General features: G+C 68.6%; 11 protein-coding genes and 2 rRNA genes (1 of these 13 running past the window's edge). 9 read left to right on the top strand and 4 right to left on the bottom strand.

The window, feature by feature from the left end; genetic code table 11:
* The 6 genes from FB384_RS03365 to FB384_RS03340 form a co-directional block, all read left to right on the top strand.
* Positions 1-780: ribosomal RNA gene (locus tag FB384_RS03365) — 23S ribosomal RNA — on the top strand (it extends 2,308 nt beyond the left edge of the window).
* A 103-nt stretch (positions 781-883) separates the two neighbouring features.
* Positions 884-1,000 (top strand): 5S ribosomal RNA (rrf, locus tag FB384_RS03360).
* Between the two features lie 379 nt (positions 1,001-1,379).
* Entirely contained in the window at positions 1,380-1,916 is a 537-nt protein-coding gene (locus FB384_RS03355) for a hypothetical protein (protein WP_183779053.1), read from the top strand.
* Positions 1,917-2,044: 128 nt separating this feature from the next.
* Positions 2,045-2,797: a type 1 glutamine amidotransferase gene (locus FB384_RS03350; RefSeq protein WP_183779051.1), complete on the top strand. Its 753-nt coding sequence runs from the start codon at positions 2,045-2,047 to the stop codon at positions 2,795-2,797.
* A gap of 44 nt (positions 2,798-2,841) precedes the next feature.
* Complete coding sequence (locus FB384_RS03345) at positions 2,842-5,808, top strand: bifunctional [glutamine synthetase] adenylyltransferase/[glutamine synthetase]-adenylyl-L-tyrosine phosphorylase (RefSeq protein ID WP_183779049.1); 2,967 nt, start codon at positions 2,842-2,844, stop codon at positions 5,806-5,808.
* Between the two features lie 71 nt (positions 5,809-5,879).
* Positions 5,880-6,311, top strand: a complete 432-nt coding sequence (locus FB384_RS03340) for an acyl-CoA thioesterase (RefSeq protein ID WP_183779047.1) — start codon at positions 5,880-5,882, stop codon at positions 6,309-6,311.
* A gap of 41 nt (positions 6,312-6,352) precedes the next feature.
* Here FB384_RS03340 and FB384_RS03335 read toward each other — a convergent pair whose 3' ends face one another.
* From FB384_RS03335 to FB384_RS03325, 3 genes are all read right to left on the bottom strand, one after another.
* Positions 6,353-7,831 carry a sodium:solute symporter family protein gene (locus FB384_RS03335; RefSeq protein ID WP_183779046.1) on the bottom strand — a complete coding sequence of 493 codons (1,479 nt, stop codon included), beginning with the start codon at positions 7,829-7,831 and terminating at the stop codon, positions 6,353-6,355.
* Between the two features lie 3 nt (positions 7,832-7,834).
* Positions 7,835-8,038 carry a hypothetical protein gene (locus tag FB384_RS03330; protein ID WP_183779044.1) on the bottom strand — a complete coding sequence of 68 codons (204 nt, stop codon included), beginning with the start codon at positions 8,036-8,038 and terminating at the stop codon, positions 7,835-7,837.
* Positions 8,039-8,133: 95 nt separating this feature from the next.
* Positions 8,134-8,757, bottom strand: coding sequence for a TetR/AcrR family transcriptional regulator (locus FB384_RS03325; RefSeq protein ID WP_323985110.1), 624 nt, complete (start codon positions 8,755-8,757; stop codon positions 8,134-8,136).
* A gap of 143 nt (positions 8,758-8,900) precedes the next feature.
* Here FB384_RS03325 and FB384_RS03320 point away from each other — a divergent pair, with 143 nt between their 5' ends.
* Both FB384_RS03320 and FB384_RS03315 read left to right on the top strand, forming a co-directional pair.
* Entirely contained in the window at positions 8,901-12,131 is a 3,231-nt protein-coding gene (locus tag FB384_RS03320) for an acetyl-CoA carboxylase family protein (RefSeq protein WP_323985109.1), read from the top strand.
* 39 nt (positions 12,132-12,170) lie between these two features.
* On the top strand, positions 12,171-13,952 hold the full coding sequence (locus FB384_RS03315; RefSeq protein WP_183779037.1) for an AMP-binding protein: 1,782 nt from the start codon (positions 12,171-12,173) through the stop codon (positions 13,950-13,952).
* A gap of 140 nt (positions 13,953-14,092) precedes the next feature.
* Here FB384_RS03315 and glnA read toward each other — a convergent pair whose 3' ends face one another.
* A complete protein-coding gene (gene glnA / locus FB384_RS03310; protein WP_183779035.1) occupies positions 14,093-15,517 on the bottom strand; it encodes a type I glutamate--ammonia ligase in 1,425 nt (474 codons plus the stop codon).
* A gap of 182 nt (positions 15,518-15,699) precedes the next feature.
* Here glnA and FB384_RS03305 point away from each other — a divergent pair, with 182 nt between their 5' ends.
* Positions 15,700-16,176: an RDD family protein gene (locus FB384_RS03305; RefSeq protein ID WP_183779033.1), complete on the top strand. Its 477-nt coding sequence runs from the start codon at positions 15,700-15,702 to the stop codon at positions 16,174-16,176.
* Positions 16,177-16,239: the final 63 nt, after the last annotated feature.

Raw genomic sequence — 16,239 nt, 5'->3', positions numbered from 1 at the left:
TGGGAGACTGTGAAGCTGACACGCTAGTGTTGGTGGAGTCGTTGTTGAAATACCACTCTGGTCGTGCTGGGAATCTAACTTCGGACCATGATCTGGTTCAGGGACAGTGCCTGGTGGGTAGTTTAACTGGGGCGGTTGCCTCCTAAAGGGTAACGGAGGCGCCCAAAGGTTCCCTCAGCTTGGTTGGTAATCAGGTGTTGAGTGTAAGTGCACAAGGGAGCTTGACTGTGAGACTGACGGGTCGAGCAGGGACGAAAGTCGGGACTAGTGATCCGGCACCTCCTGGTGGAAGGGGTGTCGCTCAACGGATAAAAGGTACCCCGGGGATAACAGGCTGATCTTGCCCAAGAGTCCATATCGACGGCATGGTTTGGCACCTCGATGTCGGCTCGTCGCATCCTGGGGCTGGAGTTGGTCCCAAGGGTTGGGCTGTTCGCCCATTAAAGCGGCACGCGAGCTGGGTTTAGAACGTCGTGAGACAGTTCGGTCCCTATCCGCCGCGCGCGTAGGAGACTTGCGGAAGGCTGTCCCTAGTACGAGAGGACCGGGACGGACGAACCTCTGGTATGCCAGTTGTCCCGCCAGGGGCATGGCTGGTTGGCTACGTTCGGAAGGGATAACCGCTGAAGGCATCTAAGCGGGAAGCCTGTTCCTAGATGAGGTCTCCCACCCGTGATGGGTTAAGGCCCCCAAGAGATGATTGGGTTGATAGGCCAGACATGGAAGCGCAGTAATGTGTGTTTGAGTGGACTGGTACTAATCGGCCGAGGACTTGCCTACAAAGGTTGCTACGCACCCACTCTACGATCCTGAAACACCACACCACCCCACACACGTGGGTTGTGTGTGGGGAGACAACAGTCAGTGTGTTGTTTCGTAGTGTTTCGGTGGTGATAGCGGTAGGGGTACGCCCGGTCCCATTCCGAACCCGGAAGCTAAGCCTGCCAGCGCCGATGGTACTGCATCCGAAGGGGTGTGGGAGAGTAGGACACCGCCGAACTTAACATCAAAAAGAGAAGTGGGCGGGCCTCTCGGCTCGAGTCCCCCAGTCGGGGATTCGCCGAGGGGCCCGCCCACTTTTTCGCGTCCACACCCCTTTTTCGCGTCCACCCCCCCCTTTTTTTTGTGTTGTGTCCACACCGTTGTCACACCAGCCCTTCTTTTTTGACGGTAACCCCCTTTCAGAATGGATTTCTGCTTTCGCAGAAAATCGGGATCGGTAACGTGCAGACGGGCGATGTGCAGACCATTGCGCCGACAACGATAATGTGCAGCGAGCGACTGCCGTGCGAACGAGAAGGGGCGGACGGCTCGGTCGGTCACTCCGACATCGGGGCGGATTGCCCCGTTGGTGAGCACGCGCGTCGTGGGAGGAACCGGTGAACAAGATCCGCACAGCCAGCCTGACGGTCGCGGCACTGGCCTTCACCGCGATGTTGGCGGGATGCGGAGCCACCGATGACGGCGCGACGTCCGCCGGTGGGACCGCCGAAACCAACCAAGCCGAGACGACGAACGCCCCGCCCAACGGAGCGGCACCCGAGACCGGCACCCCCAGCAGGAACGGGAACCCGGGGTCGTTGACGGTCGAGTCGACAGGCGACGGACCCTTCGGGTTGACCACCCAGGGCCGGCCCGACGGCCGAGCCGAGGCCCGGGCGGGAAAACTTGTCGTCGGCCCAGGCAGTTGCCTCGCCCTCGAATCCGGAGGACGACCTGAACTGCTGATCTTCGGAGACGACGCCGAGTTCGTCCTTCGCGGCGGCCGGCCGTCGGCGACGACAGCCGAGGCGGGCACGACAGCTGTCGGCGAACGCCTCGACGTTTCGGCGACGTCCGTGGCAGCGGACGACGTCACGGGAATTCCGCAGCAGTGCACGCAGGGCTCGACGCGGAACGTGCTCGTCGTCGATTGACCTGCCCCTACGCCCCCCCCCGTGGCCGTTCGCGCGGTTTGCAGCGAACAAGTCGCAGTGGCTGACCACTCGCCAGCCGACCTTCCCGCCTCCGCTTCACCGACGACGCTCGGGCATAGACTGACCGCGTGAGTACGCGGATCCTGGTGGTGCAGCCGGACACGTCGGTACCTGTCGGCGCACTCGGCGACTGGCTGACCGAAGCGGGCGCGACGCTGGACGTGAAGCTGGCGGGCGTCGACGACATGCCGGCGGACGCCGACGGATACGACGGTCTCGTATGCCTCGGCGGCGGCATGAGCGCCTTCGACGACGAGACACATCCGTACCTCGCCGACATTCGGCAACTGCTGAGCAGGACGACGGCCGCAGGCGTCGCCACGCTCGGCGTGTGCCTCGGTGGCCAGCTGCTCGCGGCCGCGACGGGCGGCGTCGTACGGCCCGGACCGGAGGGGCCCGAGGCCGGGCCGCAGCTCGTGTCGAAGAAGGACGCGGCGTGGAAGGACCCGCTGTTCGCCGACCTCCCACTGATGCAGGACGTGCTGGAGTTCCACCGGGACGTCATCGACAGACTGCCCGCGCAGGCGACGCTGTTGGCGTCGACGCCGCTGTATCCGCACCAGGCGTTCCGCGTCGGCAGGCGCGCCTACGGGCTGCAGTTCCACATCGAAACGACCCGCGACATCGTCGACGCGTGGGTGGCGCGATCCCCCGATGTGGCGGCCGTGGCGAAACCCGGCGCGTTCGACGCCGACACGCTGGACCGGATGCACGCCGACATCGACGAAACGTGGCGGCCGTTCGCGCGCCGGTTCGTCGACCTCGCGGCCGGCACGTTGCCACCCGCGGAGGACCCGCGACGCGGACTGCCTTTGGCCTGACTGCACCATCCGTGTTACCGGTCGCCGGACTACGGTAGGAGCCGATGGTAGACAGCGTTCGTCCCGCGGCCTCGACGGCCAGGTTCGGGTTCACCTCCGACCATGCCGCCGCCGAACTGCACGCCGCGGGGTGGTGGACCGACGCCGGACCTGTTCCCGACGCCGACTCGGTGCTCGCGGCGTTCGCCCACGCCCCGGACCCCGATCTGGCGCTGCGCACCATCGACCGCATCCGCGAAGCGGATCGTGACGGCTGGGCCGATCTCGACGCCGCGCTGCGCAGCGACCCGATCGTGCGCGGGAAGCTGCTCGCCGTCGTCGGCTCCTCGACGGCCCTGGGCGACTACCTCGTCGGCTCACCCGGTCAGTGGCGACGGCTCGCCGCCCCCACACCGACCGCCGAGTACGCCGCGCAGTTGCAGGCGTCGGTCCGTTCCGGCGGCGAGGTCATGGCCGGAGCCGAGGCCGAACAGGCGCTGCGGAGGGCCTACCGGGGGCTCGTACTGGAGATCGCGGGGGCCGACCTCGGCCACCTCGTCGAATCGCAGGTGGAGTCGGCGACGTTCGCCCGGACGACGCACGCGCTGACGGCTGCCGCCGACGCCGCGCTGCAGGCGGGACTGACCGTGGCCGAACACGAGACGCGCGGCGCGGGTGACGCCACGCTCGCCGTGATCGCCATGGGCAAATGCGGCGGACGCGAACTGAACTACGTCAGCGACGTCGACGTCGTGTTCGTCGGCGACGGCGATCTGCAGGTCGGCACTCGGTTGGCGACCGCGATGATGCGAGTCGTCGGCAAGGCGTGCTTCGAGGTCGACGCGGCGCTGCGCCCCGAAGGCAAGGCCGGTGCTCTGGTGCGCACGCTCGACGGCCACGAGGCGTACTACAAGAAGTGGGCGCGCACGTGGGAGTTCCAGGCGCTGCTCAAGGCCCGTCCCGCCGCGGGCGACCGCGAGTTGGGCCGTCGGTACGCCGAGCTCGTCGCACCGATGGTGTGGGCCGCGGCCGAGCGGGACAACTTCGTCGCCGACGTGCAGCACATGCGCCGTCGCGTGGAGAAACACATCCCCGCCGAGATCGCCGACCGGGAGTTGAAGCTCGGCCGGGGCGGCCTGCGCGACGTCGAGTTCGCCGTGCAACTGCTGCAACTGGTGCACGGGCGGATCGACCACGACCTGCGGTCGGCCTCCACCCTCGACGCCCTCGCGGCACTCGGCACCGGAGGCTACGTCGCTAGGGCCGATGCCGAGGAGATGGCCGAGTCGTACGAATTCCTCCGCGTCCTCGAACACCGGCTGCAGCTGCGCGCGTTGCGCCGCACCCACCTCTACCCGGAATCCGACGACACGGTCGCACTGCGGTGGCTGGCAAGGGCCTCGGGGATTCGCTCGTCGCGGGCGCGGTCCCGCCCCGAACAGCTCGACCACGAGTTCCGCAAACACGTCGGGCGGGTCCGCCGCCTGCACGAGAAGCTCTTCTACCGGCCGTTGCTGGAGGCCGTCGCGCGGGTGCCCAGCGCCGCACTCCGGTTGACGGCGAAACAGGCGCAACAGCGGCTCACCGCACTCGGGTTCGCCTCGCCGGAAGGGGCGTTGCAGCACATCCGCGCGCTCACCACGGGCGTGAGCAGACGCGCGTCGATTCAACAGACGCTGCTTCCGGTGCTGCTGGACCTGCTCGCCGACACCCCGGAACCGGACGGCGGGCTGCTGGCGTACCGGCGCGTGTCCGAGGAACTGGCCGACACCCCGTGGTACCTGCGCGTGCTGCGGGACGAGGCGGCCGTCGTGGAGAACCTCGCGACGCTGCTGGGCACGTCACGGCTCGTGCCCGACCTGCTGGTGCGGGCGCCGGAGGTGCTGCACATGCTCGGCGACGCAGAACGTCTCCGTGGACGGCCGCCCGCGGAGACGGCGACATCGCTGCGGGCGGCGGCCCGCAGGCAGCCGGGGCTGGACGCCGCGGTCGCGACTGCACGGTCGCTGCGCAGGCACGAGATGTTGCGCGTCGCGTGCGCGGACGTGCTCGGACTGCTGGACGTGCCGTCCGTGTGCGATGCCCTGTCGTCGGTGTGGGCGGCGGTGCTGCAATCGGCACTGGAAGCTGCGACCCGGTACCAGCAGGCGCAGGCCGGTGGCGTGCCCGCGCGGATCGCTGTGATCGGCATGGGCAGGCTCGGCGGCAGCGAACTCGGCTACGGTTCCGACGCCGATGTCATGTTCGTGTGCGAGCGCACCTCCGACGCCACCGACGAACAGGCGCTCAAGTTCGCCACGACCGTCGCCGAGACGGTGCGCGGCATGCTCGGCGCCCCCTCCCAGGACCCGGCGCTGGAGGTCGACGCGAACCTCCGCCCCGAGGGGCGCAGCGGCCCGCTGGTGCGGACGTTCGAGTCCTACCGCGCGTACTACGAACGTTGGGGCGAGGTGTGGGAGTCGCAGGCGCTGCTGCGGGCACGGTTCCTCGCCGGTGACACCGACCTCGGTGATCGGTTCATCGCCGTGATCGACCCGTTCCGATATCCGGAGGGCGGGCTCGACGCGGCGAAACTCCGCGAGGTGCGCCGCATCAAGGCCCGCGTCGACACCGAGCGCATGCCGCGTGGCGCCGACCCGTCGATGCACACGAAACTCGGCCGCGGCGGGCTCGCCGACGTCGAGTGGACCGTTCAGCTGGCCCAACTGCGCTATGCGCACGAGGTTCCGCAACTGCGGACCACGTCGACACCTGCGGCGCTCGAGGCGATGGCCGAGAGCGGTCTGGCCGCCCGGGAGGACGTCGATGCGCTGCGCGAGGCGTGGTTGCTGGCTACGCGGGCACGCAACGTGGCGATGCTGGTCCGGGGCAAGGCCGTCGACCAGCTGCCGACCTCGGGGCGGGAGCTGACCGCGGTGGCGAGTGTGTTCGGTTACGGCGTGGACGACGACGCGGGGGAGTTCCTCGACGCGTATCGGAAGACGACCCGGCGGGCACACGCCGTCGTCGAGCGACTGTTCTACGAGGAGTGACCACTTCCGAAGGTGAGCGGCTGCTCACCTTCGGAAGACCGTTGTCAGGGGTGCCGCCTAGGGTGGCACGCGTGACTGAGCGTGAACCCTTCTCGATCCATGCCAAGGTCCGTACGTACGAACTGGACCCGAACGGCCACCTGAACCACGCGGTGTACCACCAGTACGGCGAGATCGCGCGCACCGAGCTCGCGGTCGCCGCCGGGGTCACCGAGGGGCTCATCAAGCAGGGCATCGGCATAGTGATGCTGGAGTCGCACATCCGGTTCCGCCGGGAACTGCGCTTCGGCGATGAGGCGACCGTGTCGTGCGTGGCCCGATTCGAGGAGGACAAGAAGGTCTTCTGGATGGACAACGTGATCACCAAGCTCGACGGCACCGTTTCCGCGGAGATCGAGTCCACCCTCGGCCTGATGGACCTGGACAAGCGCAAGCTCGTGCCCGGTCCGATGGAACGCATCCGCGACGCGGGCGTCGACCTGGACCTGCTGCGCGGCAGCTGACACACGCCCACCGGCCGGCGCCGGTGGCTCAGCGCGTCGGCTCAGCGCGTCGGCTCGGCGTCCGTCGCGGCCTCCTCGTCGGTCTCGTCGGCCTCCTGCGTGGCCAGCCAGGCGTCGCGGACGTCGTCGTCACGGCCGGACGAGGTCACCAGGCTGACCGCGACGGTGAGCAGGAACGATGCCGGCAGCCCGATCAGCACCTCCGACGACGTGGGCAGGTCCATCGCGAAGGCGATGCCGAACAGTACGGCGCCGCCGATCATCCCGGACCCGGCACCGGCCGCGGTGGTGCGACGCCACCAGATACCCAGCACCATCGGGGCGAAGAACGCGGACGCCAGCAGCGCCACCGCGGCGGTGTAGAGCACGATCAGGAACTCCGGCGGGTTGATCGCCAGCAGGATGCACAGGATCCCGACCACCCAGGTCGCGGCCTGTGTCACCCGGATGACTTCTTTCTGGCCGGCCTGCGGTCGCAGGATGCCGCGGTAGAGGTCGTGGCCGATCGCCGAGTTGCAGGCCATCAGCAGTCCCGCGGTGGTCGACATGATCGCGGCGAGTACGGCGGCGGCCAGCACACCTTGGCCGAGCGGGCCGAAGACGCGGTCGGCGAGCGTGAGGAAGATGGCGTCGGGGTCGGTGATGTCCGCGTTCGGCAGAAGCGTCGCTGCCGCCGGTACGAGGACGATCGCGACGATGAGCATCATGACGCCGTAGAGCAGCATTGCGGTGTTGAGGGAGACCCTCGCTGACCGGACGTTGCGCGCGGAGTAGACGCGCATGATCACGTGCGGGAGCACCGAGATCGCGGTCGCCCAGGTCAGGAAGGCTCCGACGTAGGACCAGACCGAGTGCGCGTCGGCCGCGCCGGTGAGTGCCGGGTAGGCCTCCAGGGTGGCATTCCATGCAGTCGGGAAGTCGCCCATCGCGCTGAATGCGGCGACGCCGAGACCGACCATGCACGAGAACAGCAGGATTCCCTGGAAGATGTCGTTCCAGGTCACCGACAGGAAGCCGCCGATGGAAACGTAGAGGACGAAGACGACTCCGGCGACCCACAGCGCGGTCTGGTAGTCCCAGCCGAGCAGATGGCCCGCGACGATGGCCGAGCCCTTCAACTGCGACACGATGTAGGCGCTGCTGGCGATCACAACGAGCACCGGCACCACCACCCGCATCATCGGGCTGTTGAACCGGGAGTTGAAGAAGTCCGGCACCGTGTACTTGCCCAACTTCCGCAGCGGACGGGCGACCAGCACCGAGGCCACCACGAACCCGACCGGGGCGCCGGCGACCAGGGCAGCGGCGAACGGGAACCCGAGCGCCAGGGCGCTGCCGACGCTCGCCATGACCGAGCCGCCACTGGCCAGGGACGCGATGAACGCCCAGGAGTTCACGAAGGTGCCGAGGCTACGGCCGGCGACAAAGAACTCGTCGGTGGAGTTGCGCACCCGACGGTAGGCGACCATGCCGATCGCGATGAGGACGAGGAAGTAGCCGAGGACGATCATCAGGGTCATCGCTCAGTCCCCTTTCGACCGCAGCGCAAGGATGAGACCGCCGACCGGTGCGGCGATCATGGTGAACCAGAGCAGCCAGGCGATGAGGGCGACGCCGGCGATCTCGATGCTGTCGAACAACGGTGTGAAGGCGATCGCGGCCAGCACGGTGATGCCGGACAACAGGCCGATCTCGCCGCGGGTGGCGGTGGGCGTGGGACGGGACACGAGGGCCTCACTCTCGAGGGGCGCGGGGATTCGGGGCGCGGAGGGTTCGGGGCGAAGGGTTCGGGGGACACGGGTGGGTGGGGCGACGCGCCGACTCAGGTCGTTTCGTTCAGGCCGACCAGGCGCAGGAACATCGCGGTCAGATCGGCGATCACCTCGTCGCGGAGGCCGGGTTCGCTGCGGACGAGCGGTGCGAAGTTGGCGACCATGCCGCCACCGGCCCTGGCTATCGCGTTGGGCGAGGCCGCCGGAGCGAGGACGCCACGCTCCGTCTGCCGTCGGATGTAGCGCGCGGTGCGCTCCCGGGCTCGGGTGTGGAACTGCTCCCACAACGCCTCCATCTCCGGGTCCACCAGCGACTGGTGTTCCAGCACGGTGAGGAAGGCGAGGTTCTCGGTATAGGCGTCGAGATACGCGGCGTTGGTTGCCTCCGCGACGGCTCGGATGTCGTCGGCGTCGATGTCACCGAGGTCCTGTGCCGCGACCATCCGATCGCGGACCTGTTGGGCGACCACGCCGAACACCTCCTGTTTGGAGGCGAAGTAGACGTAGAAGGTGGCGCGTGAAACGCCTGCCTCCTCGGTGATCCGGTCGATCGTGGTGCGGGCGTATCCGAGGTTTTCGAAGGTCCGTTGGGCAGCGGCGACGAGGGTTGCCCGGGTGGCGCTGTCGGCACGGTCGTACTTCTCGCGGGTTGCCCATGGCTGATGTGTGACCACAGACACAATGAGAGTTGACATTGGCGTCAATGTCAAACGTATGGTGTGAAACAGCTCATGCCCTGAGCGGATCCGGGTCGAGCCACCACGACTCGATGCGGCGTTCACGACCAGCCCCGGAGGTCCTTCCGTTGTCGCCATCGGTGTCCCAGTCGCCGCTCCGGTCGGAGCGAGAGCCGGTCTCCCGGCCGGGTGTCCTCATCGCCAACCGTGGCGAGATCGCCGTCCGCATCCACCGGGCCGCTCGCGGGCTGGGCTACCGCACCGTCGCGGTCCACACCCCTGACGACCGGGAGGGGCGGGTGGTCTCACTCGCCGACGCCGCCGTGGCGCTGCCCGACGAGTCCGGCTATCTGGACGCCGAGCTGCTGGTCCGGGCCGCCGTCGAACAGGGCTGCACCCTGCTTCACCCCGGCTACGGCTTCCTCAGCGAGAGCGCCGAGCTCGCCCGGCTCTGCGACAAGGCCGGCGTGACCTTCGTCGGCCCGAGCCCGGAGACGCTGGCACTGCTCGGTGACAAGGCCCGCGCCCGGGAACTGGCGGTGTCGTTGCAGGTGCCGGTGCTGCCTGCTACCCCGGCAGGCGGCGACCCGGCCGAGGCCGCCGAGCTCCTGCAACGACTCGGCGACGACGGCGCGGTGATGGTCAAGGCGGTCGGCGGCGGGGGCGGCCGCGGGATGCGCATCGTTCGCCGCGCCGACGAACTCGACGACGCGTGGCAGCGGTGCCGCTCGGAGGCCGAGCGCGGCTTCGGCACCGGCGAGTTGTATGCCGAGCAGTACCTGTCCCGTGCCCGTCACGTCGAGGTGCAGATCATCGGCGACGGCGAAGGCGGCATCGCCCACCTGCACGACCGGGACTGTTCGCTGCAGCGGCGCCACCAGAAGGTCATCGAAATGGCGCCGAGCGTCACCCTCGCCGCCGCACACCGGGAACCGCTGCTGGCCGCGGCCACGCGGATCGGCGCCGAGGTCGGCTACGCCGGGCTGGCCACCGTGGAGTTCCTGGTCGACGCCGATCACCCGGAGCGGTTCTACTTCCTGGAGGTCAATCCCCGGGTGCAGGTGGAGCACACCGTCACCGAGCAGGTGCTCGGCCTCGACCTGGTGTCAGCCCAGCTGCGGGTGGCGGCAGGTGCTTCGCTGGCCGAGCTGGGGTTGACCCAGGACCGGATCCCTGCGCCGCGCGGGCTGGCCGTGCAGCTGCGGGTCAGCACGGAACGGCTGCGGCCGGACGGCACCTCGGTCTCCGGGACGGGCCGGATCGAGACACTGCAGTTCCCCGGCGGCCCGGGCGTGCGCGTCGACAGTCACGGCACCGCGGGTATGGCGGTCACCGGCCGCTACGACTCGTTGCTCGCGAAGATCGTCAGCCACACCCCGTCGACCGACCTGGCCGCCGGTGCCGCCGCCGCACGCGAGGCGCTGGCAGAGACCGTCGTCGACGGTGTCCCCACCAACCTCGACGTGTTGGATCGGCTGCTGGCCCATCCCGCGTTCGCTGCCGGAGAGATCACCACGGGCTTCTTCGATGAACACGCGTCCGAGTTCGCACCGGCCGAGGAGGAGTTCGCGATGCCGGCCGGGTGCGGCAGCGTCCTCGCCGAGTTCCCCGGCACTGTGGTGGACGTCCCGGTCGCTCCCGGCGACCACGTGCTCGCCGGTGCGCCGGTGGTGGTGCTGGAAGCGATGAAGATGGAGTACGTCGTCGCGGCACCGCTGGCCGGCGTGGTCGAGGCAGTGCTGGTCGGGACCGGTGACGTCGCCGCCGACGGCACGGAACTGGTGCGGCTGCAGCCCGACGAGGAGCAGAGCGGGGCGCGGGCCGACGAGGTGGCGATCGACCCCGACCACATCCGCCCCGACCTGGCCGAAGTGATCGACCGGCACCGGCTCGGGCTGGACGAGGCGCGTCCCGAGGCGGTCGCCAAGCGGCGGCGCAGCGGACACCGGACCGCCAGGGAGAACATCGCCGACCTGGTCGATGCGGACAGCTTCGTCGAGTACGGCGCACTCGCGGTCGCTGCACAGAGCCGTCGGCGCAGTCAGGAGGATCTGATCACCAACACCCCGGCGGACGGCATGGTCACCGGGGTGGCCCGCGTCAACGGTGGCCGTGCGGCGGTGCTGTCCTACGACTACACCGTGCTCGCCGGTACCCAGGGGATGCGCAACCACCGCAAGACGGATCGGCTGCTGGAACTCGCCGAACAGCAACGGCTCCCGGTGGTGCTGTTCGCCGAGGGCGGCGGCGGCCGGCCGGGCGACACCGACCACGGCGGCGCCGCCGGACTGGACGTCCCCACGTTCGCCACCATGGGGCGGCTCAACGGGGTCGTGCCCACGATCGGCATCGCCACCGGTCGCTGTTTCGCCGGCAACGCCGCCCTGCTCGGCTGCTGCGACGTCATCATCGCCACTCGCGACGCCACCATCGGCATGGGCGGGCCGGCGATGATCGAGGGCGGCGGGCTCGGCGTGTACCGCCCGGAAGAGGTCGGCCCGGCCGAGGTGCAGGCGCCCAACGGCGTGATCGACGTGCTGGTCGAGAACGAGGCCGAGGCGGTCGAGGTGGCGCGACGGTACCTGTCCTACTTCCAGGGCCCGGCCACCGACTGGGAGGCGGCCGATCAGCGGATGTTGCGCCACGTGATCGGTGAGAACCGGGTGCGGGTCTACGACGTACGCCGGGTGATCGATCTGGTGGCCGACACCGACTCGGTGCTGGAGCTGCGTCGCGACTTCGGCACCGGCATCATCACCGCACTGGTCCGCGTCGAGGGCCGCCCGATGGGGCTGATCGCCAACAACCCGGCGTACCTGGGCGGTGCGATCGACACCCCGGCCGCCGACAAGGCCGCCCGGTTCCTGCAGTTGTGCGAGGCGCACGGGCTGCCGGTGCTCTCGCTGTGCGACACCCCCGGTTTCATGGTCGGCCCTGACGTGGAGAAGACCGCCACGGTGCGCCACTTCAGCCGCCTGTTCGTCATCGGCGCCAAGTTGACGGTGCCACTGGTCACGGTGCTGCTGCGCAAGGCCTACGGGCTGGGTGCGCAGTCGATGGCAGGCGGCAGTTTCAAGGTGCCCGTGGCGACGCTGTCCTGGCCGACCGGAGAGCTGGGCGGTATGGGGCTCGAGGGTGCGGTGCGGCTGGGCTACCGCCGGGAACTGGAGGCGATCGAGGACCCGGCCGAACGGCAGCAGCGCTACGAGGAACTGGTGGCCGAGCAGTACCGGCACGGCAAGGCGATCAACGCGGCGATGGTGTTCGAGATCGACGACGTCATCGACCCGGCCGAAACGCGCGCCCGGGTGCTGGCCGCGATGCCCGCCGAGACGATCCCGTCCCGGCGCGACTTCGTGGACACCTGGTGACCCGGCTCTTCCCGACCCCGCCACCGAGAGGACGAACCGATGACCGCCGACACTCCTGCGACCGGCACCTCTGCGACCGGGACAGCAACCCCCGCCGAAGCGAATCCCGGGACCGAGACCGGCCGGGCACTCGAGGCCTACCTCGCCGGACTGCGCCCCCTTCAGGAGCGGCTCCGCCCCGCGGGAACCCCGCACCGGGTGCACTATCCGCTGGGTGAGCTCACCCTGCCCGAGTACGTCGACGAGTGGGCACGGCGGCGCCCGGAGACCACCGCCATCGCATTCGAGGGCACCCGGATCAGCTATGCCGACCTTGCCGAGCGGGTCGCCCGGATCGCCGGCTGGATGGAGTCGGTCGGCGTGACCGCAGGGGACCGGGTTGCGGTGTTCATGCCCAACGCGCCGCAGTTCGTGATCACCATGCTGGCCGCGTTGCGACTCGGTGCGGTGCACGTCCCGGTGAACCCGATGTTCCAGGCCACCGAGCTGAGCTACGAACTGGCCGACTCCGGCGCCACCGTGGTGGTCACCTTCGACGAGCTGTACCCACGGTTGGCCACCGCGCTCGAAACCGACGGCGTGAACGTGGCGCGGGTACTGGTCACGGGGCCGCGGGAACTGGCGAGCGAGGCGAGCCCGCCCACCGCGGTCGAGGGGGAAGTCACCCGGTGGGCGGAGGCGGTCGCCGCCGAGCCGGTTCCGGTGCGCTCCCACGACATCGATGCGCTCGCAGCTCTCAACTACACCGGCGGCACCACCGGGCTGCCGAAGGGATGCCAGCACACCCAGCGGCACATGATCTACACCGCCGCGTCCTCGGCCGGAGCCACCCGGGAGAGCTCCGAGACCGGATTCGTGGCGGTCTGCTACATCCCGATCTTCTGGATCGCGGGGGAGAACCTCGGCATCCTCAACCCGCTGGTGCTCGGCGGCACCGTGGTGCTGCTGTCACGGTGGAACGCCCGCACCGTGCTGGAGGCCATCGAGACCCACGGCGCCACCACCATGGTCGGCACCGTGGAGAACTACCTGGAGCTGCTGGATCAGCCCGACCTCGGCGAGCGGGACCTGTCCACGCTGCGGGATCCGATGGCGGTCTCGTTCGTACGCAAAATGACGCCCGAGGTCCGCGCCGCCTGGCAGGCCGCGGTCGGTGACCACTCGGTGCTGCGAGAGGGGGCGTACGGAATGACCGAGACCCACACCATGGACGTCACCCCGTTCGGTCTGGCCGCCGCCGACGCCGATCTGCGCGCCGAACCCGTGTTCTGCGGCATCCCGGTGCCGGGCACCGACGTCGCCGTGGTCGACTTCACCACCGGGATGCCGCTGCCACTGGGCGAGGCCGGCGAGATCCTGGTGCGCAGCCCGTCGGTGATGACCGGCTACTGGAACAAACCCGAAGCCACCGCGCGGCAGCTGGTCGGCGGTTGGCTGCACACCGGCGACAACGGCCGCATCGACGACCAGGGCTGCCTGCACTACCTGGGCCGGGACAAGGACATGATCAAGGTCAACGGGATGAGTGTGTTCCCGGCCGAGGTCGAGCTGCTGCTGTGCGGCCACCCGGGGGTTCGCACCGTCGCGGTCGTCGCGGCGGAGCACCCGGACACCGGGCAGACGCCGGTGGCGTTCGTCAATCCGAACCCCGAGGCCGACCTCGACCCCGACGAGCTGCGGACGTGGGCGCGTGACCAGATGGCCGGTTACAAGGTCCCGGTGGTGGAGGTCGTCGAGGATTTCCCGATGACCGCCACCGGCAAGATCAGGAAGGTGGAGCTCGCCGATCGGGCGCAGCAGATCGTCGACGCCCGTCGCTGAGCGATGGCCGGCGGGACGGGTGAATGGGCTCGGTGCGGCCGACAGCGAACGGCCCGTGACCGACGGAACACATCTCACGATGTTTCCGCTGGTCACGGGCCGTTTCTGTGGTGAAACCGGAGGTCAGAACCTCGCGCAGATCAGCAGTCGTAGTAGAGAGCGAACTCGTACGGGTGCGGACGCAGCCGCAGCGGGTCGATCTCTTCCTCGCGCTTGAAGGCGATCCACTTCTCGATCACGTCGGGGGTGAACACGCCACCCTCGAGCAGGTAGTCGTGGTCGGCCTCGAGGTTGTCGAGCACGGAGCCCAGGTCGGCCGGGACCTGCATGACGTTCTTGGCGTCTTCCGGCGGCAGCTCGTACAGGTCCTTGTCGATCGGCTCCGGCGGCTCGATCTTGTTCTTGATGCCGTCCAGGCCGGCCATCATCATCGCGGCGAACGCCAGGTACGGGTTACCGGACGAGTCGGGGCAGCGGAACTCGATGCGCTTGGCCTTCGCGTTGTTGCCCGTGATCGGGATACGAACACACGCGGAGCGGTTGCGCTGCGAGTACACCAGGCTGACCGGAGCCTCGTAACCCGGCACGAGCCGGTGGTACGAGTTCACGGTCGGGTTGGTGAACGCCAACAGGCTCGGCGCGTGCGCCAGGATGCCGCCGATGTAGTGACGGGCCGTGTCCGACAGGCCGGCGTAACCGGACTCGTCGTAGAACAGCGGCTGGCCGTCCTTCCACAGCGACTGGTGGCAGTGCATACCCGAACCGTTGTCGCCGAACAGCGGCTTCGGCATGAACGTGGCCGTCTTGCCGTTCTCGAACGCCGTGTTCTTCACGATGTACTTGAACAGCTGCAGGTCGTCGGCAGCGTGCAGCATCGTGTTGAACTTGTAGTTGATCTCGGCCTGACCGGCGGTGCCGACCTCGTGGTGGGCGCGCTCGAGCTCGAAGCCCGAACCCATCAGGTGCTGGGAGATCTCGTCACGCAGGTCGGCGTAGTGGTCGACCGGCGGCACGGGGAAGTAGCCGCCCTTGAACTTGGTCTTGTAACCCTTGTTGCCGCCCTCTTCCTTGCGGCCCGTGTTCCACCAGCCCTCGACGGAGTCGATCTCGTGGAACGTGGCGTTCTCGGACGAGTCGAAACGCACGTCGTCGAAGACGTAGAACTCGGCCTCCGAGCCGAAGAACACGGTGTCGGCCACACCCGACTCGGAGATGTACTGCTCGGCCTTGCGCGCGATGTTGCGCGGGTCACGGCTGTAGGGCTCGCGCGTGAACGGGTCGTGCACGAAGAAGTTCATCGACAGCGTCTTGGCCTGCCGGAACGGGTCGATCTTCGCGGTCGCCGGGTCCGGCAGCAGCAGCATGTCCGACTCGTGGATCGACTGGAAGCCCCGGACCGAGGAGCCGTCGAAGGCGAGACCCTCTTCGAACGCGTCCGCGTCGAAAGACTTGGCGGGGACGGTGAAGTGCTGCATGATCCCCGGAAGGTCGCAGAACCTCACATCGATGAATTGCACGTCCTCGTCAGCAATGAGACGCAGGACATCGTCTGCAGTAGTGGACACCCTCGGTGACTCCTTCTAGGTCGAGCTCGCGTGAGCATTGCTCTCTTCGGCCCAAGCTAAGAGGGCGTTGTTGCCCGACCGTCACCCGTATGTTTCACCGGGGTTAACGGATCGGCGAATATCGGATACTCCCACGTCAGGCCGCTCGAGGCACCGCCGAACCGGCGGCATACCCTGTTCGTGTGGCTCGATGGACCGGAGATTGGCTGGCGAATCTGTCCGCGGCGGCCGACCAGGACCCGCCGCGTTGGCCCGGCGAGCGGCTCGGCCTGCCAGCCGACGGCGTCGGCGCCGTCGCAGGCTCCGGCCGCCGGCTCCTCGGCCTGATCGCCGACCTGCTGCTGGCCTCGCTGCTCACTGCGCTGTTCCTCCGGCCCGACGTCGACGACATGGCCGTCATGGAGTCGTTCAACCTGTGGTCACTGGGCACCTGGGCCCTCATCACAGTCGTGTCCGCGGCATGGTTCAGCTTCACACCGGGCATGGGCCTGTGCGGCATCCGTGTCGGCAGGCTCGACGGCGGCGGCGTCCCCGGACTGTGGCGCGCGCTCGTGCGCTGCGTCCTGACATTCCTCATCATCCCCGCCGCGGTGCGCAACACCGATGCGCGCGGCTGGCACGACCGCCTCACCGGCACCGTCGTCGTCCGCATGCGGTGAGCGCGGCGCACTTCCCGCAGCACCCGTCCCGCAGCGCCTGTCCCGCAGCACCCGTCCACATAG

Source organism: Prauserella sediminis, assembly GCF_014195435.1.
GTDB classification, from domain to species: Bacteria; Actinomycetota; Actinomycetes; order Mycobacteriales; family Pseudonocardiaceae; genus Prauserella; species Prauserella salsuginis.
The sequence above is the reverse complement of the archived record's forward strand: the minus strand, read 5'-3'. Positions and strand labels throughout refer to the sequence as shown.

What these genes read in the sequence shown, in the direction of transcription:
- FB384_RS03345 (WP_183779049.1), top strand. Translation starts at nt 2,842, where the DNA reads ATGGTAGACAGCGTTCGTCCCGCGGCCTCGACGGCCAGGTTCGGGTTC.
- FB384_RS03335 (WP_183779046.1), bottom strand. Translation starts at nt 7,831, where the DNA reads ATGACCCTGATGATCGTCCTCGGCTACTTCCTCGTCCTCATCGCGATC.
- FB384_RS03315 (WP_183779037.1), top strand. Translation starts at nt 12,171, where the DNA reads ATGACCGCCGACACTCCTGCGACCGGCACCTCTGCGACCGGGACAGCA.